Here is a 20,690-nt window from a genome sequence, read left to right as displayed (position 1 = left end):
TCTGGCCAAAAACATCTCGGGGGATGAATTGGCCGCAGGCCAAGAAGGGGGCTGGCCCCCTTCCACCCAACTTAACGCGCGCGCACCGTGTCAATCATCAGCTGCACATTCTCAGGATCCGCATCCGGCGTGATCCCATGACCCAGATTGAAAATGTGCGGCCCCTTGGAAAATGCCTCAACGATCTTCCGCGTCTCATCCACCAAAGCCTGACCGCCCGTCACCATATGGGACGAGGCCAAATTGCCCTGCACACAACCATCCACCTGCACATTGGCCGCCGCCCAATCCGGCGCGACCGAATTGTCCAGCGCCACACAATCCACACCAGTCGCCTTGGCAAACCCAACATAGCCCTCTCCGGCCTCGCGCGGGAAACCGATGACCGGAATTCCGGGATGACGTTCTTTGATGGCCTGAGTGATCACACGGCACGGCTCGACCGCATATTTCTGGAATGCCTCGCCCTTCAGGGACCCGGCCCAGCTGTCAAAGATCTTGACCACCTCGGCTCCGGCCTCGATCTGGGCCGACAGATATTCGATCGTCGCCAGCGTAATCCGATCCAGCAGGGCCTCGAACAACGCCACATTGCCCTCGCGCAGCGCATGGGCCGGGCCCTGATCCGGCGTGCCGCGCCCGGCGATCATATAGGTGGCCACCGTCCAGGGCGCGCCCGCGAAACCGATCAGAGTCGTCTCGGACGGCAATTCCCGCGATAGGATTCGCACGGTTTCATAGACCGGCGATAAAGTCTCGTGAATCGCATCCACGGGCTTCAACGCGTCAAACTCGGCCTGTTGGGTTATGGTCGACAGGCGCGGGCCTTCACCGGTGACAAACCACAAATCCGCACCCAGCGCCTGCGGCACCAACAAGATATCGGCAAACAGGATCGCCGCGTCGAACCCATAGCGACGGATCGGCTGCAATGTGACTTCGGCCGCCAGCTCGGGGTTATAGCACAACGACAGGAAATCCCCCGCCTGCGCCCGCGTCGCGCGATATTCGGGCAGATACCGCCCGGCCTGGCGCATCATCCAGATCGGCGGCACATCCTGCACTTCACCTGCCAATGCGCGCAGTATCTTCTTTGTCTCGGCCATCTTTGCCCCCAATCATCTGGTTTGCGCCACGGGTCGGCCCTCAGTGGCAATTTGTCAAGCTCTGCCCCCATTGTCAGGGCAATGTGACGCGATTAAAGCTGAGGCCATGACATTGACCCTGCCCTCCCCCGCCCAACCTTTAAAGATCGGCTCCCGAGGATCGCCTCTGGCGCTGGCGCAAGCCTATGAAACCCGGCAGCGGCTGGCAGCGGCGTTCGATCTGCCCGAAGAGGCGTTCGAGATCGTGGTCATCAAGACCACCGGCGACAACCGCGCCATGATCGACGCAGACCGCCCTCTGAAAGAAATCGGCAACAAGGGCCTGTTCACCAAGGAGATCGAAGAGGCGATGCTGCGCGGCGATATAGACATCGCGGTGCATTCCACCAAAGATATGCCGGTGGAGCAGCCCGCAGGTCTGGTGCTGGACACCTTCCTGCCGCGTGAAGATGTGCGCGACGCGTTCATCTCGCCCAGCCTGAAATCAATTCACGACCTGCCGCGGGGTGCCACCGTCGGCACCTCATCCCTGCGCCGCCGGGCGCAGCTGTTGAATCGTCGGCCTGACCTGAACGTAGTGGAATTCCGAGGCAACGTGCAGACGCGGCTGAAGAAACTGGCGGACGGCGTGGCCGATTGTACCTTTCTGGCCATGGCCGGCATCCGCCGCCTGAACATGGAAGACGTCCCCGCCACCGCCATTGCACCCGAGGACATGCTGCCCGCCATCGCACAGGGCACCATTGGCATCGAACGCCGTAGCGACGATTCCCGTGCTGCGGGTATGCTGGAAGCGATTCACCACATTGAAACAGGGCAGCGTTTGGCCGCCGAACGCGCATTGCTGGCCGCGTTGGACGGCTCCTGCGAAACGCCAATCGCGGGTCTGGCTGAGATCAATGGGGGTCAGCTTCACCTGAAGGGCGAGGTATTGCGCCCGGATGGGTCTGAGGCGATCACCGAAGACGTTGTAGGATCGATTGAAGACGGCGTCGACATGGGCCGCACAGTTGCTAAAACCCTGCTTACACAGGCGGGCGTCGGATTCTTCGATTGGCGAAACTAAAAAAATTCACGCAATGTGAACTACTTCACTGCCGTCGCCTGATGAGTCAGGCATAACGCTTGCATACCGGTTGTGAAGTCGGCTCGGTCTCAAATAAGTCGAAAGTTTTGTAAGTCTGTACCGTTTTAAGTGGTGTTCGAGGGGGTGAGACCCGATCCTGAGATCCGATCAGTTAGGGCCGTTGTCATTGATTTGACAGCGGCCCGTCCCTTTTTTGCGCAGCGTGCGGTCATCTATTGGCAATCAACTCGACCGCCGTATTGACCGCTTCCCTTGTCATTTCAATATCCGTGTCAGTTACCGCAAGGGAAGGGTAGAGCTTTCCGGGCGATTTAAAGATGCCACTCGCCCGTAAGCTGTTGTTGTAATCCACGTTGCGTCGGGGGTCATCGTGCCGAGAGCTGCGATAATCGCGACACTGGGCATCGGTGAAATAGATATCAAACAGAGTTTCATCGCCACAAACCTGATGCGGGATACCGGCCGCTGTCAGCGCATCAACCTGCATCTGTTGCAACGCGGACCCTGTGGCCCTCAGACGCTCATAGGTACCTTCACGGCGTAGGATTTCCATCGTTTTCAACCCTGCGGCAGAGGCAACCGGATTGCCCGACAATGTGCCCAGTTGCATCAGCCAGCCGTCTTCGCCGACCTGCGCCTTGTCGAAATGCTTCATGATCTCGGTGCTTGCGCCCAGCGCGGCCAGAGGGAAGCCACCACCGGTAATCTTGCCCAGCGTGCAGATATCGGGCGTCACGCCGTATTTCTCTTGCGCGCCGCCATAAGCGAGGCGGAAACCGGTCACGATCTCGTCAAAGATCAGCAGGACATTGTGTTTGTCGCACAGGTCGCGCAGCCCTTGCAGATATCCGGGCATTGGCGGAATGATCCGTTGCAGCGGCTCGACCATAATCGCGGCGATATCGTCATGTTCGTCCAACAGCGCCGCAACGGCCTCAAGGTCATTGTACGGTGCGATCAGCATCTGCTCGGCCACGCCCGCCGGGATGCCGGCGCTGTCGGGCACCGCCTGTGGGAAGTTCACATGGCGGCTGGGGGCGAGGCTCATCTGCGCCTCGGCGCTCATGCCGTGATAGCCGCCCTCGAACTTCAGGATCTTGTCGCGCCCGGTATAGGCGCGGGCCAAGCGGATGGCGTACATGTCGGCCTCGCCACCCGAGGCGACAAAGCGCACCTGTTCGCAACACGGCACGGCGTCGATGATTGCCTCGGCCAGTTCGATGCCTTTGGCGTTGTTGGCGAAAAAAGTCATGCCCTTGGGCAGTTGTTCCAGCACCGCCTCCATCACCTCGGGGTGGCCGTGGCCCAACAACATCGGTCCGGAGCCGATCAGATAGTCTATATATTCCGTGCCGTCCTCATCCCAGACGCGACTGCCTTCGCCACGGGCGATGATGATGCCGGGGTCGAAATTGCCAAATCCCCCGGCGGGCAAGGCGGCGTTGGCGCGGGTGATCCATTCGGATTGGGTGTTGATCTTGAGCATCTCAGGCGATCTCCAATATCGGGGAACCAAGGGTTTCCAGGGCAGGCGTCACGCCCAGACCGGGGCCTTCGGGCGGGGCGATGCGACCGTCTTTGCGGCTGGGGGCATCCGGGCAGAGACGCGGGCCCACGTATGAGGACAGATCGCAGGTGTTCATCAACGAGCCATGCGGGGTCGAAGCCGCGAAATGCAACGCGGCGGCGGTGACGATATCGGATCCCCATGTGCATTCGGCGCAGATCTCGGCCCCCAGATGCACTGTCAGATCGCGCGCGCGGCGCATAGCCGACAGACCGCCGAACTTGGACAATTTCAACGCAACCGCATCCATGCAGCCCAATTCATGCGCGCGCAGCAGCGAGGCGAGATCATGTGCGTTTTCGTCGATCTTCATCGGCAGGCCGGTGGCTTGCCGCACGGCGGCGCAATCCTCCAGCGTTTTGCAGGGCTGTTCCAGCATCACATCCAAATGCGCCACGGCGCGGCCCGTGCGTGTGGCCTGCAGGCGCGATGCGCCGCAGTTCCAGTCTCCGTAAACGATGGGGCCTGGACCCACAGCTTCGCGCACTTTGGTCAAGCGTTCGGCATCGGCCTGCCAGTCGGCTTCGACCCCCAGCTTGACCTGAAACTGGCGAATACCGGTCTGATAGGCGGCCTGCGCGATGCGGGCCATCTCATCGGGGTCTATGCAGGTGATCGAGTGATAGAGCGGCATGTCCTTGCGCGTGCGCCCACCCAACAGCGCATAGACCGGCTGGCCTGTGGCCTGGCCGAACAGGTCCCATAGGGCAAGATCGACGGCCGATTTTGCGTAGCGGTGGCCCTGTAGAAACCCGTCGAGCTTGCGCATCGGGGCATCGGCCCCGAAGGGCGACATTCCGAGGATTTCCGGGGCCATTTCGGTGATCGCCGCTGGGACGCCATCGGCATAGGCGGGCAGATAGTGGGGAATCGGGCAGATCTCGCCCCATCCTTTAAGGCCAGTATCGGTTTCAAGGCAAAGCACATGGGTTTTGACGGTGGCGCAGGTTTTGCCCTCGGCCATGTGGTAGGTTTCGTGGCTGGTGAGGTCGACGGACCAGAGGGTGATGGCGGTGATTTTCATTCAGGCCGTCCTTGGGGTGTTGATGTTGTGCAGTCAGAGGGGCCAGCCCCTCTCTTGGCCTTCGGCCAATTCACACCCCGAGATATTTCTAGCCAGATGAAGGGGCGGATCATCGCGGGGCCTCGTAGGTTGCGATTGGGGGACCGAGGGTATCTTCGTCGGGGTGGACGCCAAGGCCCGGGGTTTCCGGCAGGTGGAGGTGTCCGTTATTGTTACGGGGACCGCGACCGTTGGCGATGTCGACGGTGATCATATCCTGGCAGGCCCAGACGGCATGGCAGTTCTGATCGGGGATGGTGGCGGCCAGATGCAGGGCTTCGGTATCGGCAAGAACGGTGCCTCCGGTGGCCATGACGAACATGTCGATCCCGTGGGCCAGCGCGATATCACGCATTCGGGCTGCCTTAGTAAGGCCGCCGACACGGTTTAGCTTGATGCCAAAGACCTCGGCCAGACCATGGCGCGCGATGCGGGTGGCGTCTTGCAGGGTGACGAGGCTTTCGTCCACTGAGACGGGTGAGGCGTGGCGACCCGAGATGGCGGCGATGTCGTCGAGGGATTCGCAGGGTTGTTCGAAGATCACCTGCAAAGGCTCGCAGGCTTTCATCACGCGCAGCGCCTGTTGGCGAGTCCAGCCCCGGTTCACGTCATAAAGAACAATCTCGCCGGGGCGGCGGAAGCTTTCAACATCTTGAACGCGGGCTATGTCGCGTTCGACGTCTCCGCCGATTTTGACCGAATGGGCGATGTAACCACGGTCGCGGTAGCGGGTCATCACCTCGCGCGTTTCTTCAGCGGTTTTGGCACCGACGGACGAGGCAATCGGGCGTGGGGTGCGGGAACCGCCGCCCATCAGATCAGCAATTGGCAGGCCCGCTGCTTGCCCGGCGATGTCCCAACAGGCCATGTCGATCGGACTTTTGGCATAGAGGTGGCCGGGCAGCGCCGTATCCATGGCGCGTTCCACATCAAGCACGCGGCGCGGATCCAGGCCCAGAATAAACATGGCCATGGTCTCGATTCCCGAACGGATACCCGGACCGTGGGCCGGCACATAGGTATGGCCCCAGGGCGTGCCCTCGCCCCAGCCGATCAAGCCAGTATCGGTTTCGATCTTAACCAGCGTTGCGTCCAGCGTTTCGAATTTCAGACGCCCGCCAGACAGCCAATAGGGATGTTCGAGCGGCAGGTCGATTTGGTAGACGGTGATGGTTTTGATCTTCATAGCGCGTACTCTGCCACGGGCGCGCCGAGGCTTTTGAAATCAGGGGTGACACCTAAACCTGGCGCATCTGGCGCGTAGAGCTTGCCGTTTCGCGACACAGCCCCGCCGCATCCGGTCGAGCGGGTGTTGTAGTTCATCAGGTCTGTGGTGTTTTGCAGGTATTCCTCGGGCGTAGAGGCGGCAAAATGGGCGACGGTGGCAGTGGTGATTTCACCGCCCCATGTATCCTCGGCCACCACTGGAATACGGTTTTCAATCAGAAAATCGCGCACCCGCCGAGCCTTGCTGAGCCCGCCGAGATTGGAAAGCTTCAGGCAGCAGATCTCGGCCCCCCGGTCCGCGACGATCCGCTGCGCCATGTGCATTCCGGTCAGGCATTCATCCAGCTTCATCGGCTGTTCGGCCACGCGGCGGACCTGTTGGCATTCCTCGTACGTTCTGCAGGGTTGTTCGAGGATAAAGTCCAGGTCGCGCGTCGCCCGAGCCACTCGGATCGCGTTATCCACGCGCCAGCCCTGATTGGCGTCGGCCATGGCGATCTCACCCGGTTGCAGCAAAGGGACCGTGGCCCTGATGCGGTCGATATCCGTGGTCCAATCTACGCCCACCTTGATCTGGAACTGACGGTATCCCTGATCACGATAGGTGTTCATCTCGTCCACGGTTTCATCGACCGGTTTCTGCGGTGCCACCCGATACATCGGGGCACCGTCCGTCAGCTTGCCGCCCAGCAACATCCAGACGGGCTGCGCGCAGGCCTGCCCCAGAATATCCCAGCACGCCGCGTCGAACGGAGCCTTGGCATAGCCGTGCCACTGCACCAGATGGTCCATCATCTGTTCGATCCGCCCAACCTGCCGTGGATCCTCGCCCAGCAGAGATGGGGCGACCAGACCGGCCAAAGCAGGAACGCCCTGAGAATGCGCAACCATGTAATTCTCGCCGCAGGGCGTGAATTCTCCACAGCCCTGCAGCCCGGCATCGGTGTCGATCACTACAACCGAGGCGATGGCCGTCTGAATCGCGTTGCCCGCACCCCAAACATAGGCCCCGCCGACATAGGGCAGCCCGGTCTGATAGATACGGATTCGAGTGATTTTCATGCGGCGTCCATCCGGGGCAAGGCGTCCAGCCCTTCGCCGCGCCACAACACGTAGGTCAGGATGGGGCTGTCGGTGGTCGTCATGGCGTGGCTTTGCCAACTGGTGTGCAGACGAGTTTGGTTGGGTGTTAGTTCGGCGTCATTGCCAGCGACGTGAAACCTCGCACGGCCGGCGGCGATGAGGTACAGTTCTTCGGCCTGATGGCTGTGCCAATTATAGGCCAACCCCTCACCCCAAAAGGCCACGTAACCGCGCAGCTTTGTCGAGTGGAAATGGCCCGTGGGACCGAACAGTTCATAATAGCCAAAACGGTTCAGGAAGTCGGCACCGACTTCGTCTTCGGTGTAAGTCAGCTTCCAATCGGCGAGATGCGCGGTTGCGCAGATCGCCTTCGTAAGGGCTTGGGTCGGCCCCACATCGGACTGGATCGCCTGCACGAGAGGAACCGCCGGGATCGCGTTTGGCGACACGTCAACGGCGCACAGATCATCTGGCCAATCACCGAACGCAGCCAGATCAGGATGCGTTTGGTGCAGCTGTCGCGCGGCGTTCAGCACATCATCCAAAGTCATGGGATCACCACGATATTGCCGGTGTGCTGCTTGGCGATGAAAGCCGCCTGCGCCTCGCGCAACTCCTCAAGCGGGTATGTGGCTGCAAGAGCCGGTTTGATCTCACCCGCCTCGATATATTTCACGAGGTTCTGCATGACTTGCGGATCAATCACGGTAGAGCCGGTGAAGGTCAGGTCGCGCAGATAGAAGGTGCGCAAGTCGAACTCAACCATCGGGCCCGCGATGGCTCCGGAGCAGGTATAGCGTCCGCCGCGTTCGAGGATGTCGACCAGGGTCGGCCAGTAGGGGCCGCCGACCACATCTGCGACCACCGTGATCTTTTCACCGCCCAACGCGGCACGCAGGTTTTCCGGTGCGCGCGGCAGGATCATGTCAGGACCAAGCTGGGCGACGTCGGCATGTTTCGCCTCGGACGCCATTGCGATAACGCGCGCGCCACGCCGTTTGGCCAATTGCACCAATGCGCCGCCGACACCACCCGAGGCTCCGGGCACCAGAACCGTGTCTTTCTCGGCGACATTGGCGCGGGTCAGCATCCCTTCGGCGGTTGAGTAGGAGCAAGAAAACGTCGCCAACTCCGCATCCGACAAATCAGAGGTAATCGGCACTGCATTCACGGCCAGAGTGGTGGCATATTCGGCAAACCCTCCGTCCCGTTCCGAGCCGTAGTAGCCGGTTTTGTCCTTGTTTCCGGGATCATCCGGGTTGCGCAACCAGCCGTCGGTGATTACGCGCTGACCGATACGGGCGGGGTCGACACCTGCACCCACGGCTACGATATAGCCACAGATATCCGCCCCCTGGATGCGCGGGAAGGTGATCGGGTTGCCGCCCCAGGTGGGGTCTTCCTCACCCACCTCATCAAACGCGCCGCCGGTGGTCGCGTCGGTGACTGTCTTGGAATACCAGCCCGACCGCGTATTGACGTCCGTGTTGTTCAGACCGCAGGCGGCGACCTTGATCAATACTTCATGAGCCCCAGGTTCGGGGCGAGGCCAGTCTGGGTGAAGCACCATCTGCTCTAGACCGCCATGGCCCATCGTGACCATAGCTTTCATTCTATCAGGCAAGATCATTGCGCGGCCTCCAGTACAGCGTCGGTTCGTGGCAGCAGGCTTTGCGGATCATAGGCCGGTTCGCCCAGCACTCGCGCTGCACGGGATTGACCGTGGATCACGACCTGCAATGCGGTGCCGGGCGTGGCGGCCTCGGGCTTGATGTAGGCAAAGGCGAGGATCTTGCCGACGGTATCCCCATAGACCACTGAAGCGGTCGAGCCGACCACGCGACCATTCAGCATCACTGCCTCACCGCCATGGCCGTCGATCTCACCATCCGGTTCGATTTCCAGATAGGCGCAAATCCACGGAAGGTCGGTGTTCAGGGTCATGTCCTTGCCCAGATACTCCTTGTCGGTGCGCGCAAAGCGCAGCACGTCCGCCTCGGCCAATGTGACTTCATTGGTTAGTTCACCCGCGCCTTTGAAGCCTTTCTCCATCCGCATCACGTTCATGGCAAAGCTGCCGTAGTCGGCGATGCCATGCGGCTCACCCGCACCCCAAAGTGCGTTGTAAACGTCGAGGCAAGCGGCGTTGGACATGTGCAACTCCCAGCCCAGTTCCCCGGCATAGGACATGCGGAACGCCCAGACCTTGTGGCCTGCGATTGTGATTTCCTGCGCGGACAACCAGCGGAACCCGACATTGGTCAAATCGGCATCGGTGCAGCGCGCCAGTACGTCCCGCGATCGGGGACCGTTCAGCGACAAGGCTGACCAATCGGACGAGAGGGCGGTAATCTGAACATCCTCATCCGCCCGCTGTTGCGTCAGGTGATCCAGCAAGCGCTGTTCGAAGAACGCGGCGCATACCAGATAGAAGCGATCTTCAGCCATGCGGACAATCGTGGTCTCCAACTCGATCCGGCCCCGGCGGTTCAGCATATGGGTCAGCGTGATCGAGCCCACTTTTTGCGGCATCCGGTTGGCCGTCAGCCGATCCAGTAGGGCGTAGGCATCCGGCCCCGAAACCTCGACCTTGGTAAAGGCCGTCACATCCATGATGCCCACGCGTTCGCGCACCGCCTTGACCTCGGCGGCCACCATGTCGTCGGCTGGGGTACGGCGGAAGGAATAGTGGTCGCGCTGTTCCACCCCATCGCGGGTGAACCAGCGGGGGCGCTCGAACCCATAGACTTCCTCATGCACCGCGCCCTTGGATTTCAGCAGCTCATAGAGCGGCGATGGCTTGATCGGACGCCCTTCGAGACGGTTGAAATGCGGAAAGGGGATTTCGTGGCGCAGGCAGTAATCTTCCACGGCCTTGATCACCTGCCAGTCCTTCGTGGCATAGCTGCCGAACCGGCGCGGGTCGAATTCGCGCATCGAGATATCGGCCGCCCCATGCACCATCCAGCGTGCCAGTTCGCGGGTCAGACCCGGCCCCCAGCCAATGCCGATCTGCGTACCGCAGCAGCACCAGTAGTTCTGCACACCCGGCGCAGGCCCGATCAACGGGTTGCCGTCCGGCGGGTGCGAGATCGCGCCGTGCACGTCACGCTGAATGCCCAGTTCGGCAAAGATCGGCATACGGTTCAGGCTTTCCTCAAGCCACGGCATCACACGGTCGTAATCCGCGTCGAACAGCCAGTTTTCGTATTCCCACGGGCAGTGATCATGCCAGACCGAGTTCGGGTTCTCTTTCTCGTAAATCCCGATCAGCCCGCGCTGTTGCTCCATCCGGATATAACCCGAGACCTTGCGGTCGTCGCGGATCACCGGCAATTCCGTGTCCAGATTCTGGAACTCGGGCACCGGCTCGGTCACGAAATAATGGTGGGTCATCGAGGTCATCGGCAGTTGTAGACCGGACCATTCGCCCATCTGGCGGGCATAGGTGCCGCCTGCGTTCACCACATGCTCGCAGGTGATGGTACCCATCTCAGTTTCAACCACCCACTCGCCATTCTCGGCCTGCGTGATGTTCGTCGCGCGGCAGTTGCGGAAGATTTGCACGCCCTTTTGGCGCGCGCCCGTCGCCATCGCCATGGTCACATTTGTCGGGTCCACATGCCCGTCATCCGGCGTGTGCAGCGCACCCAACACACCGTCGAGATTGTAGAACGGATGCAGTTCGGCCACCTTCTCAGGACCGACCAGTTCGATGTTGAACCCCAGCGAGCGGCCCACCGACAAGGTGTGGCGCAGCCAGTCCATCTCATCCTCGGTATAAGCCAAGCGGAACGAGCCGCAGCCGTGCCATGTGACCGGCTGGCCGGTTTCAGCCTCCAACGCGCCGGAATAGAGACCGATATTGTAGTCCACGCATTTGCCCAGACCAAAGCTTGAGGTCGAATGCGTGATCTGGCCCGCCGCGTGCCACGTGCTGCCGCTGGTCAGCTCGGCCTTTTCTAGCAGGACGGTATCTTCGCCCCAACCTTCATGCGCCAGATGATAGGCCAGACCGACCCCCATGACGCCGCCTCCGACGATGACTACGCGAGCGTGGGTGGGCAATTTCTTCTCGGACATGACATTTCCTCTTCCCGAGTCGCTTTTCTGCTCGACAGGCTAATTCCACATTTGTACCATCGTCAATCATGAATGACACAAATGTATCATCAATCGTTCTCGACCGCCTTACGGAGGAATGGGAGGCGCTGACGCCCGAGGCGCAAAAGGCTGCACGCTATGTGCTGGAAAACCCCACGGATGTTGGGGTTTCGACCGTGCGCGAAATCGCCGAAGCCGCCAAGGTGAAGCCCAACACTTTTGTCCGCATGGCGCGGCAAGTGGGGTTCGAAGGGTACGAGGATTTCCGCGCCCCGTTTCGCGACGCGATTCGGCGCGGCACCGCGTCGTTTCCGGACCGCGCGCGCTGGTTGCAGGACATTGGCAAGTTCGGAGAATTGGGCGGGCTCTATGCTGACATGATTGGCGCCGCGATCCGAAATATCGAAGACACCTTCGCCGGGATCGACGCCGAGCGCCTGCAAGCGGCGGCTGAAGATATCTGGAATTGCCGCCAGATTTTCACGCTGGGCGTGGGCGTCAACAACTCGAACGCGCGCAATTTCACCTATCTGGCCTCGACGGGGATGAAGCAATTCCACGCCATCCCCCGTCCCGGATCAACTCCGGTCGACGATCTGGCCTGGGCCGATGAACAGGACGTGCTGATCGCCATCACCTGCCACCCCTACCGGATCGAGGTGATCGATGCGATCAAGCTGGCCCGGCAACAGGGCCTGACCGTCGTGGGTATATCGGACAGCCCGGCCAGCCCGGTCATTCTGAACGCGCAGCACGGCTTTGTCGTGGCAGCTGATACACCGCAATTCTTCCCCTCCTCCGTCTCGACCATCGCCTTGCTGGAAACGCTGCTGTCCTTTGTGGTGGCCGTCTCCAGCGACGAAATCGTCGAGCGGGTGGAGCGGTTTCATCAACGCAGACACCAACTTGGCCTCTACGCGGAGGAGCCCGAATGAACGCCCCCCTGACCCACTCACTGGACGCGCGATACTATACAGACCCCGCGATTTTCGCGCAGGAAATGCAGGGGCTTCTGGCCCGAACATGGCAATTTGCCGGTCACGTGGCGCAGGTGCGCGAACCGGGAGATTACTTCGCGTTTGAAATCGCAGGCCAGAACTTGTTCTGCATTCGGGGTCGCGACGGGGAAATCCGCACATTTTACAATGTGTGCCAACACCGCGCGCATGAGATGGTCAGTGGCGCGGGCAATACCCGCGTGGTCGTCTGCCCGTATCACTCATGGACCTATGAGCTGACAGGTCATTTGCGGGCCGGCCCGAATATCAAATCCGTTCCCGGTTTCGACCGCAGCGCGATCTGCCTGACCTCGGTCCGGACCGAAGTGTTCAACGGTTTCATCTTCGTCAACCTCGACGATGATGCAGCCCCCATGGACGATTGGTATCCCGGCGTGCGCGAGGAAATCCGTGCGTTTGTGCCGCATATCGACGACCTGGAACCGCTGGAATGGGTGGAAATCCCGGAAAACTGCAACTGGAAGGTCAGTATCGAGAATTACTCGGAATGCTATCACTGCCCGACCAACCACCCGACTTTTGCCGAAGGCGTCGTCAAGCCCGAGACCTATGACATTCAGGCCGACGCCAGCGGCGGCTATGTCCTACGTCATACGACCGAGTGTCAGAGCCTCGACAAGATGACCTACCCCATCGACATGTCCGTGCCTCATGCGGGCGACTACCAGTCGTGGTTCCTGTGGCCAATGTTCTCGTTCCAGTGCTATCCGGGTAACGTATTGAACACCTATCACTGGCGCGCGAATGACGCCGATCACTGCAACGTCTGGCGCGGATGGTATACCGAGGGCGGATCGGAAAGCGCCGTCATCCGCCAACTGGCCGTGCAAGACCGCGAGACAACGGTCGAAGAGGATATCCGTCTGGTCGAATCCGTCCACCGCGGCCTGAAATCCCGCGGCTATCGCCCCGGACCGCTGGTGCTGGATCCCGGCTGTGGGGTTATGTCCGAACATTCAATCGCACGGTTGCAACAATGGATGCGCGACGCCATTGATGGCTGACCTGCCTAAAGGCTAGGAAAATAGGTCGAATTTTCTTGGCCCGACGCTTAGCGTACAAACAAAACTTCAGAGGTGAAAATGTCAGACCTGTTCAACGAAGACCTGTTTCTGAAAGGCCTGGAACAACGCAAAAACACTCTTGGCGCAGAATATGTCGAAAAGAACCTCGCGGCGGCTGACGACTTCACCCGCCCATTCCAAGAAGCAATGACAGCATGGTGCTGGGGCTTTGGGTGGGGTGATGATGTCATCGACGCCAAAACACGGTCGATGATGAACTTGTCGATGATCGGCGCCCTGGGCAAAATGCATGAGTGGGAAATTCACTGCAAAGGCGCGATCAACAACGGTGTTTCACCAGAAGAGATCCGCGCCATCATCCATGTCATCGGTATCTATTGCGGCGTTCCACAGGCTCTGGAATGCTTCCGCGTTGCCCGTAAAGTTTTGGGCTATTCCTGAACGACCCCATCCAACGCCTGACACTTCGAAATTCAGCACCGTTCGCACGTACTGGATGTGCCGAATTTTGGTTTGCCTTGCGCCAGCGTTGAGCGCGCAGTGATTTGGGACTTCGACAGATCCTCAACCGCCACACTGCTGGGCTAAAGCAAAAAAATCGCCCGGCCCTTTCGGAACCGAGCGGTAGAGGGAAAACGAAAAGGAGCACACCACGTGTGCTCCTTTTGCATGGTTACTGAATCAGCCGCAGCTTCTGGATGGAACCGGCAATCGACACGAACGAGTCGATGATCTCTTCGCCGGTAACCTCGTAATAGTGCGAAGGCGACGAGGCGCATGCCTTGACCTCGGCCGCCGCCTGATCTGAAGTTTCAAACGCAACCGCATAGATGATCACGTTGTTCGCCTTGGCCAGCTCACACTGCTGTTTGAACAGCTGCAAGTTGGTAACCTGTGACGATGTAATGGTCGTGTCTTCTGACGGGCGCGAGACCAGCTCGGTCAGACCGTTTTCTTCTTCCATTTCATCAGCTGGGCGAACCTGCGGGCTGGTCCGGCCATCGGTCATGATGACGATGTATTTCGACGTGTCCTCATGATCCCAGTTTAGGGGACGGTTCGCGAATTCAGCCGGAACCTCACCCATTGTGCTGAGATAGGCAAAGGCATCGCGCGAGGACGGGTCCAGCAGAGCCAGCGCATATTTCAGGCTGTAATTGGTGCCAGTGCCGTCGAACAGACGCAGGTTGTCAATAAAGCTGTGCAGAGTGACCTCGTCGTTCTGAGCGTATTTGATGCTCATCTCGTCATCCGGGCACCAACCCCAGTTCTGCGTGGTCTCGTCATAGTCCCAATTCACGAAGTACGGCACCTGCTCGGTCGAACCGGATGGCAATTGCGACGTCATGAAATCGGAATATGAAAGTTCCAGACAGGACGATTCATTGTTCGGGATGGTCTGGTAGTATGAGTGGAAATCATTGAACTGCAATTCAGCATCGACATTGTTGAATTTAGTTTCGCTGACTTCCATGTCACCCGTGACGCTGTAGTATTCGGTTGCTTGCTTACCACCCTTGATCGAAGCACCAACCAGTTCTGCGTCTTCGGTCAGGACAGAGTTCTCGATGGCGAAATCCTTGACGTAGTAATAGTAGGTATCGACGTCGTCTTTGTCGAAACCATCCACGTCGTTGTCCGGAAAGCTGTCAATCTTTACAGAGTAATCCGGTGAACCGTCGCCGCTGGTGTCAAACCAGAAGACAACGTTGGAAATATCCTGCTTCCAGGTCGGGAAATACCCCTCTTCTGTGGTCGTGCCAAACCGTTCACCACCCAGGTATTCGAACATCGTCGACCCCGGGTTTGTTTGACCAGCAAAGGGGATGACATTGATCGAAGTCTGCTTGTCCGCCTTGGTCCCCGTTGTGGAGTCTTCATTTCGGCTGAGGCTTTTGGTGATGAACGCCTTGGCGGCAGCTTGCATCAAGTCGACACGGTTGTTGCTGCCCATACTGCCCGAAATATCCAGCACCAATGAGATCTCGGTATGGGGCGCAGCTTCATTGGCCGCGGCTCCGATACCCAAAGGAATAGAGTCGATACCACTCAGGCGCATGAATTTTGTATCGTATTCTGCCCCGATCGCTGCGGCGACCGTCCGGTCCTGAAACGCCTCTTGAACAGCTACTGAGCTTTGGTACTCCGACAGCCCCTGCGCCGCCAGATGCGCATTAACCACTTCCTCTGGTGGCAGTGTCTGCTCGAGGTTGGCGGCGGCAAGCACCGCATTGTCAAGAACCCACTGTAGCTTAACGCGGTCGCGCTCATAGTTGGCGACATCAACTGCGATTCCCGTCGCGGCCAACAACATGAGAAAGACGAAAAGCGCAAAAATCGTCAAAGCGCCTTCTTCGCCAGTGGCGAAACGTCCCTTTTTAGAAGGACCACTTAAAATTGAGTTCAGTTGTCTTCGAGTCCGAATTCTGGGCATTTGAATCTCCGGGGCAACGTAAATTTTTTTCACCATTGCCTGAGATTTTGTCCCCAATTTGCCACAAATCGGGTGTTTAGATTACAATAAATGAATGTGAAATGAACTGAAAATTAACGAAGATTTTCTACAGAAAAAGGCTCTAAATAGTCATTCAATAACAAGAAGTTAAATAAATTCAAACTGCGTTGAGAATCCCCCTGATCGGTTCATTTTCAATTAATACTCTGAAAAAATAGCTCGAAAATTGCGATTTTTGGGGCGGACTGGAACAATTGGAAAACTCCCGAAAACCAAAGCCTATTTGCCTACGCTGGGAACGGCTACGTCGATTCGGCGAATTAAAGTGGCGTTGTTCTCATTTTCGCAACAACTTTAACGGAAGTTGAATAATGTATTCGCACTTCATTCAATCAAGATTTGGCACAATTCGTATTAATTGAATCTGAACACCTTAATCGTCCCGAGATTCTGCAAAGGGAATAACATGACAAAGTCTGCCATATTGATTGCAACACCGTGGTCTTCGGTGGAGCGATACACATTTAAGTCGGTCAGGTGCAGCAGCAGCCCTGCGGTGGGAATGCGGGGTCGTGAACGTTTTCCTCCGATCAACATTACGCTTGCGGGCATCGTCAGAGAAATGCGGTTTCAGGAAGAAAATAAACCCGCCGCGCCCAAGTGATTTCGGACCAACATTCTGGCGCTACTCGCCCCCAAAAAAGGGAAAAGCCCGCTCATAATAAGAGCGGGCTTTAATTCGCGCCTAGAGTGAGTACGGGTGCGCGATCCTTTTCGTCTTCAGTTCACATCCATTAGTCGATTACCGGGCCAGCCAATGTTTTGTAGGTGGATGATAAAGGCTGGCCCGGCTCTCGTTGCCTCCGTGAGATTCAGGGCAATCAGATCATGTCTTATTCGAGCCCGAGCATGGCTCGCACCGTCGCCTCCACTTCGTCGGTTACAGGTTTGTTCGCCGCATCTTCAAGCGCTTCACGCTCCAGGTCTGGCTGCTGTTCAACTTGCTCAGTTAGATCTTCAACTTCTGCAACCGCATCGTTGTAGTCGACAGCATCCTGCAGCTCATCCGCAATTTCCTGCTCCTCCTTTACGGCTTCCGCAAGCTCTGCTTCTGCAATGCCCAACGCCTCTTCGATTGCTTCATCCTCACCACCGGCATCCGCCAGGTCTTGTTCCAGACCGTCGACAACCTCTTGTTTCTCGTCGACATTTTGCTGCGCTTCATCAAGCGCATCTTCGATCTCATCGGTTGTACGATCGGGCTGTTCCAGGCCCGCAAGCGTTTCGATCGCTTCTTCCAGATCCTCTTCGAGGGCAAAACCTGCCAGCACGGTATCACGATAGATTGCGATCCGGCCGACACGGGAATTCGGAGAGGCATTCAACAACGCTGTCGGGCTGGCATTGGCCGCATTCAAGGCACCAAGTTCAGAAGGATGGGCCTGAAGAAGCTCGGACGCTTTGACCTTTTTGCTCCGGCCCTGTGGCCGAACAGATGTTGTCACTTCGGTCACGGCATCTTTCTGCTGAGAGCCAGAGGATACGGAACGGCTGGACTTGGACGATTTCTTGGACGACTTATTGCCTTGGAAAAAATCCTTCAAAGAGAAGCCTTTTCCCCCAAGCGACTTACTTCCCGACCCCGCGGTTTTCTTACCGCTACGGTTGAGTCCCCCTTTACCCTTTGCGCCATCATTTTTGCCTGCGCCTTGGCCGCCATTCCCTTTGCCGCTGTTACCTTTTTCTCCACCGTTACCGCCGCCATTGCCTTTACCGCCACCGTTGCCCCCGCCATTGCCTTGCCCCCCTTTGGCAAAGGCGGGTTCAGGCACCGCGACCGTCATAACAACAGCAGCAGAGCCAACTAAGGCCACGGCAACAGCAGAAGCTTTCAGGAGGTTTGTCGTCTTGATCTTGATGTTCATTTACTTTGGCCCTCGCGGATCGAAATATTCCGAACGACAGCCCCCACTTAGTCGCCAGAGGCAGAATCACCCCTTTGATTGCATTTGACATGATGCACACTGAACACACGAAAAACTGTTTGTTCATCACTAGTTCACATAGAATTAATTAATCTTTAGGGTGATCTACGCAAAGACAGTGACCGTGATGTTAAAGCTTGTAGCAGTAACGCTTTTTGCCACCCTTCTCATGACTGGTGAGGGGTTTGCTGACGCGCGCGAACTTAAGCAATCCGAGTTACGCCAGGCGACAAAGACTGGCAGTGCAATTCGGTTGAAAAGAGTTATTCGTGGCGTTGAAAAAGTGTTTGGCGGCACTCCTGTGGACGCACGCGCGTTTCAGACGGACAGGGTCTACTACCGGATTCTGGTCAAAAAACCCAACGGCAGCATTATAAGTGTTATTGTTGATGCCCAGACCGGCGTTGTCGTATCGAATCGATCTAGTGTTGGTCGGCAAATACGCGAAGCGGCTCAGGCGAATAACGGCAAATCGGCCAATTCCAAAAGCCAAGCTGGAAACCGGGCCAACAGCGGAAACAACAATGCCGGTGGAAACGGCAAAGGCAACTCCGGTGGCAATGGTAATGGCAATTCCGGCGGCAACGGCAACTCCGGCGGTGGCAATTCCGGTGGTGGCAACTCCGGTGGTAATGGCAATTCCGGCGGTAACGGTAATGGCAATTCCGGCGGCGGTAACTCCGGTGGTGGCAACAGCGGTGGTGGCAACAGCGGTGGCGGCAACTCTGGCGGTGGCAACAGCGGTGGTGGTAACTCCGGCAGTGGCAACAGCGGTGGTGGTAACTCCGGCGGCAACGGTAACGGAAATGGCGGACGCGGAAGATAACCGATGAACATTTCGCCGAAGCATTGTAGTTTTCACCTATGAGAGTATTGCTTGCAGAGGATGAGCCGCATCTTTGCGCTCAGATCAAAAAACTTCTGAACGCCGAAGGCCGGGTTGTGGACGTCGCGCACAATGGGCTTGAGGCGCTTCATCTTGGATCAACTGAACCGTACGACGTGATCGTTTTGGACGTCGGTCTGCCGGAACGGGACGGTATCTCGGTTTTGCGGGAATGGCGCGCGAACGGCGTCAAGACCCCAGTGCTGATCCTTACTGCACGGGATGGCTGGAGCGAACGGGTCGACGGTCTGGATGCTGGCGCCGACGACTACATGACCAAACCCTTCCATATGCCCGAGCTGGCAGCCAGAGTGCGTGCGATCCTACGTCGACAAAGCGGACAGCTTAATCCCCTGATCGAGATGGGGGGTGTGTCACTGGATACCAAAAACGGACGAGTAACAGCGAAAGACGTTCCGGTTGATCTGACTGCACAGGAAATTGCTGTGCTGACCTATCTGGCGCATAACCGGGGCCGTCTGATCTCGCGCACCGAGCTTTCCGAGCATATTTACGAATATGATGGTGATCGGGATTCGAACACGATCGCTGTCTTCATCACACGTCTTCGAAAAAAGCTGGGTCCCGAACTGATCAAAACCGTACGCGGGCGCGGCTATATGATCGACAGCGCCTGATGCTGTCACTACGGGAACGAGCCCTGCTGGGCGGCGTTGCCACGGGTGCCATCTCGGTTGCGGTGGGCACTTTGGCAGTTCTATCCTACATCAACTCAAGGGTCTCGGATCAATTTGACTCCAATCTGCGTGACCGCCACACGCAGCTCGTTGTCGGGCTAAGTGTCACGACAGACAACCCGGATGCATTGCAGGATCTGATGTTCGATCCGGCCTATGGCACACCTTATTCAGGGCGGTATTGGCAGGTGACCAACGGAAGGGATGAGGTTTTCACCTCGGCTTCTCTGTTCGATGAAACCATCGCGGAACCTGTCGTTGCCACGGCGTCCGCAACCTTCTGGAACACAACCGGCCCTGAAGGTGAGGCCCTGCGCAGTATCTATCAGGAAATCTCGTACGAGGACGGAACCGTATGGGGCGTCAGTGTAGCCGAGAGTCGCGACGAGCTCATTGCCGAGCGCCGGGCCGCGCAGCGCAGCCTGCTGCCGGTGTTTACTCTGGTGGGCCTGATTGGGGTCGCCGGATCTTTGCTTTTGATGTCTGCGATCATGGGTCCTCTTCGCAAACTTCGCACAGATGTTGCACATCGCTGGGACACGGATGAGGGGCTCAAGCCTGACGACTATCCTGATGAGGTGTCGCCATTGGTCGACGACCTCAACAAACTTTCAAGGCGTAATCGGGATATTGTATCAGGGTCGCGTCGACAAACTGCCGACCTTGCGCATGCGCTCAAGACGCCGACAGCGATCCTTCGCAATGAATTGAGCAGCCTTGCTGAACATGGCGCCACGATCGACACCGCGCAGGAAGCACTGGACAGGATAGACGCTCAACTCGGTCGTTCATTGGCACGAATGAGGGCTATGAACACAGCCGAACTTAGCCATTCGCGCGCAGATCTGTCCAATTCGGTGGACCGGTTGTCGCGCCTGTTTTCTCGCATGGCCGAACGTGACGGCAAAGAGCTCGAAGTCATCCGACAAAAAAACCTTTGGGTACGGATGGATCCCCAGGACATCGAGGAAGTCCTGGGTAATTTGATGGACAACGCTGTCAAATGGTGTCGTCAAACTGTGCGTGTTTCGGCGATGGCCAAAAGGAACAGTATTGAAATTCATATCGAGGACGACGGACCGGGTATCCCCGAGGATGACCGGCGCGAAGCTCTTCGATCAGGCGGGCGACTAGACACCTCTGTCGCTGGAACGGGACTAGGTTTGGCGATTGCGGTCGATTTGCTCAACGCATACGGAGCCAAGCTGGATCTGGGCAGATCAAAGGTGCTGGGCGGGTTGGAATGTCGTGTTGTGATCAACTCGATCCACAAGAAACCATCAAAATAGGCGGAAGAGCACACAAATTCTGTGTTGATGGCGGAGACGAAGGCAGTATAACTAATTCGTTAAAGCACTATTAAATATAAACAATATTTAATACTC

Annotated in this window: 17 protein-coding genes; 7 read left to right on the top strand and 10 right to left on the bottom strand. The window is 58.0% G+C overall.

Going from position 1 to position 20,690, the window contains the following annotated elements:
• Window positions 1-71 precede the first annotated feature (71 nt).
• Window positions 72-1,106: a uroporphyrinogen decarboxylase gene (gene hemE, locus AC2TAD_RS06665; RefSeq protein ID WP_480866731.1), complete on the bottom strand. Its 1,035-nt coding sequence runs from the start codon at window positions 1,104-1,106 to the stop codon at window positions 72-74.
• A 106-nt stretch (window positions 1,107-1,212) separates the two neighbouring features.
• Here hemE and hemC point away from each other — a divergent pair, with 106 nt between their 5' ends.
• On the top strand, window positions 1,213-2,172 hold the full coding sequence (gene hemC, locus AC2TAD_RS06660; RefSeq protein ID WP_480866729.1) for a hydroxymethylbilane synthase: 960 nt from the start codon (window positions 1,213-1,215) through the stop codon (window positions 2,170-2,172).
• A gap of 229 nt (window positions 2,173-2,401) precedes the next feature.
• On the opposite strand, the gene AC2TAD_RS06655 is transcribed toward hemC, so the two are convergent.
• The 7 genes from AC2TAD_RS06655 to AC2TAD_RS06625 all read right to left on the bottom strand — a co-directional run bounded on the left by AC2TAD_RS06655 (window position 2,402) and on the right by AC2TAD_RS06625 (window position 11,216).
• On the bottom strand, window positions 2,402-3,679 hold the full coding sequence (locus AC2TAD_RS06655; protein WP_480866727.1) for an aspartate aminotransferase family protein: 1,278 nt from the start codon (window positions 3,677-3,679) through the stop codon (window positions 2,402-2,404).
• A 1-nt stretch (window position 3,680) separates the two neighbouring features.
• Window positions 3,681-4,784 carry a mandelate racemase/muconate lactonizing enzyme family protein gene (locus tag AC2TAD_RS06650; protein WP_480866726.1) on the bottom strand — a complete coding sequence of 368 codons (1,104 nt, stop codon included), beginning with the start codon at window positions 4,782-4,784 and terminating at the stop codon, window positions 3,681-3,683.
• Between the two features lie 109 nt (window positions 4,785-4,893).
• Complete coding sequence (locus tag AC2TAD_RS06645) at window positions 4,894-6,009, bottom strand: mandelate racemase/muconate lactonizing enzyme family protein (protein ID WP_480866724.1); 1,116 nt, start codon at window positions 6,007-6,009, stop codon at window positions 4,894-4,896.
• Entirely contained in the window at window positions 6,006-7,112 is a 1,107-nt protein-coding gene (locus AC2TAD_RS06640) for a mandelate racemase/muconate lactonizing enzyme family protein (RefSeq protein WP_480866723.1), read from the bottom strand. Before AC2TAD_RS06640 ends, AC2TAD_RS06645 begins: the two co-directional genes overlap by 4 nt.
• Window positions 7,109-7,684 carry a dimethylsulfonioproprionate lyase family protein gene (locus AC2TAD_RS06635; protein WP_480866721.1) on the bottom strand — a complete coding sequence of 192 codons (576 nt, stop codon included), beginning with the start codon at window positions 7,682-7,684 and terminating at the stop codon, window positions 7,109-7,111. The genes AC2TAD_RS06640 and AC2TAD_RS06635 overlap by 4 nt, the downstream gene beginning before the upstream one ends.
• The gene (locus tag AC2TAD_RS06630; RefSeq protein ID WP_480866719.1) at window positions 7,681-8,763 is read right to left on the bottom strand and encodes an alcohol dehydrogenase family protein; all 1,083 of its coding nucleotides are present in this window, start codon (window positions 8,761-8,763) and stop codon (window positions 7,681-7,683) included. Before AC2TAD_RS06630 ends, AC2TAD_RS06635 begins: the two co-directional genes overlap by 4 nt.
• Entirely contained in the window at window positions 8,760-11,216 is a 2,457-nt protein-coding gene (locus AC2TAD_RS06625) for an FAD-dependent oxidoreductase (protein WP_480866718.1), read from the bottom strand. Before AC2TAD_RS06625 ends, AC2TAD_RS06630 begins: the two co-directional genes overlap by 4 nt.
• Before the next feature lie 68 nt (window positions 11,217-11,284).
• Between AC2TAD_RS06625 and AC2TAD_RS06620 the strand changes: the two genes are divergently transcribed.
• The 3 genes from AC2TAD_RS06620 (at window position 11,285) to AC2TAD_RS06610 (ending at window position 13,722) form a co-directional block, all read left to right on the top strand.
• Window positions 11,285-12,172 (top strand): MurR/RpiR family transcriptional regulator, encoded by an 888-nt coding sequence (locus tag AC2TAD_RS06620; protein WP_480866717.1) that lies wholly within the window; start codon window positions 11,285-11,287, stop codon window positions 12,170-12,172.
• Entirely contained in the window at window positions 12,169-13,260 is a 1,092-nt protein-coding gene (locus AC2TAD_RS06615) for an aromatic ring-hydroxylating oxygenase subunit alpha (protein ID WP_480866715.1), read from the top strand. The genes AC2TAD_RS06620 and AC2TAD_RS06615 overlap by 4 nt, the downstream gene beginning before the upstream one ends.
• A gap of 78 nt (window positions 13,261-13,338) precedes the next feature.
• Window positions 13,339-13,722 carry a carboxymuconolactone decarboxylase family protein gene (locus AC2TAD_RS06610; RefSeq protein WP_170353640.1) on the top strand — a complete coding sequence of 128 codons (384 nt, stop codon included), beginning with the start codon at window positions 13,339-13,341 and terminating at the stop codon, window positions 13,720-13,722.
• A 232-nt stretch (window positions 13,723-13,954) separates the two neighbouring features.
• Here the strand turns inward: AC2TAD_RS06610 and AC2TAD_RS06605 are convergent, their stop codons facing one another.
• Entirely contained in the window at window positions 13,955-15,625 is a 1,671-nt protein-coding gene (locus tag AC2TAD_RS06605) for a pilus assembly protein TadG-related protein (protein WP_480866713.1), read from the bottom strand.
• 1,004 nt (window positions 15,626-16,629) lie between these two features.
• Window positions 16,630-17,661, bottom strand: a complete 1,032-nt coding sequence (locus tag AC2TAD_RS06600; RefSeq protein ID WP_480866712.1) for a hypothetical protein — start codon at window positions 17,659-17,661, stop codon at window positions 16,630-16,632.
• A 187-nt stretch (window positions 17,662-17,848) separates the two neighbouring features.
• Here AC2TAD_RS06600 and AC2TAD_RS06595 point away from each other — a divergent pair, with 187 nt between their 5' ends.
• From AC2TAD_RS06595 to AC2TAD_RS06585, 3 genes are read left to right on the top strand one after another with little or no spacing between them, the layout of a single operon-like run.
• A complete protein-coding gene (locus AC2TAD_RS06595) occupies window positions 17,849-18,547 on the top strand; it encodes a PepSY domain-containing protein (RefSeq protein WP_480866710.1) in 699 nt (232 codons plus the stop codon).
• 38 nt (window positions 18,548-18,585) lie between these two features.
• Window positions 18,586-19,245: a response regulator transcription factor gene (locus AC2TAD_RS06590; RefSeq protein WP_170353643.1), complete on the top strand. Its 660-nt coding sequence runs from the start codon at window positions 18,586-18,588 to the stop codon at window positions 19,243-19,245.
• The gene (locus AC2TAD_RS06585) at window positions 19,245-20,594 is read left to right on the top strand and encodes an ATP-binding protein (RefSeq protein WP_480866708.1); all 1,350 of its coding nucleotides are present in this window, start codon (window positions 19,245-19,247) and stop codon (window positions 20,592-20,594) included. Before AC2TAD_RS06590 ends, AC2TAD_RS06585 begins: the two co-directional genes overlap by 1 nt.
• The last annotated feature ends 96 nt before the right edge of the window (window positions 20,595-20,690 follow it).

It is taken from the genome of Ruegeria sp. HKCCD7628 (assembly GCF_057221005.1).
This window is presented reverse-complemented; position numbering and strand designations above follow the sequence as displayed.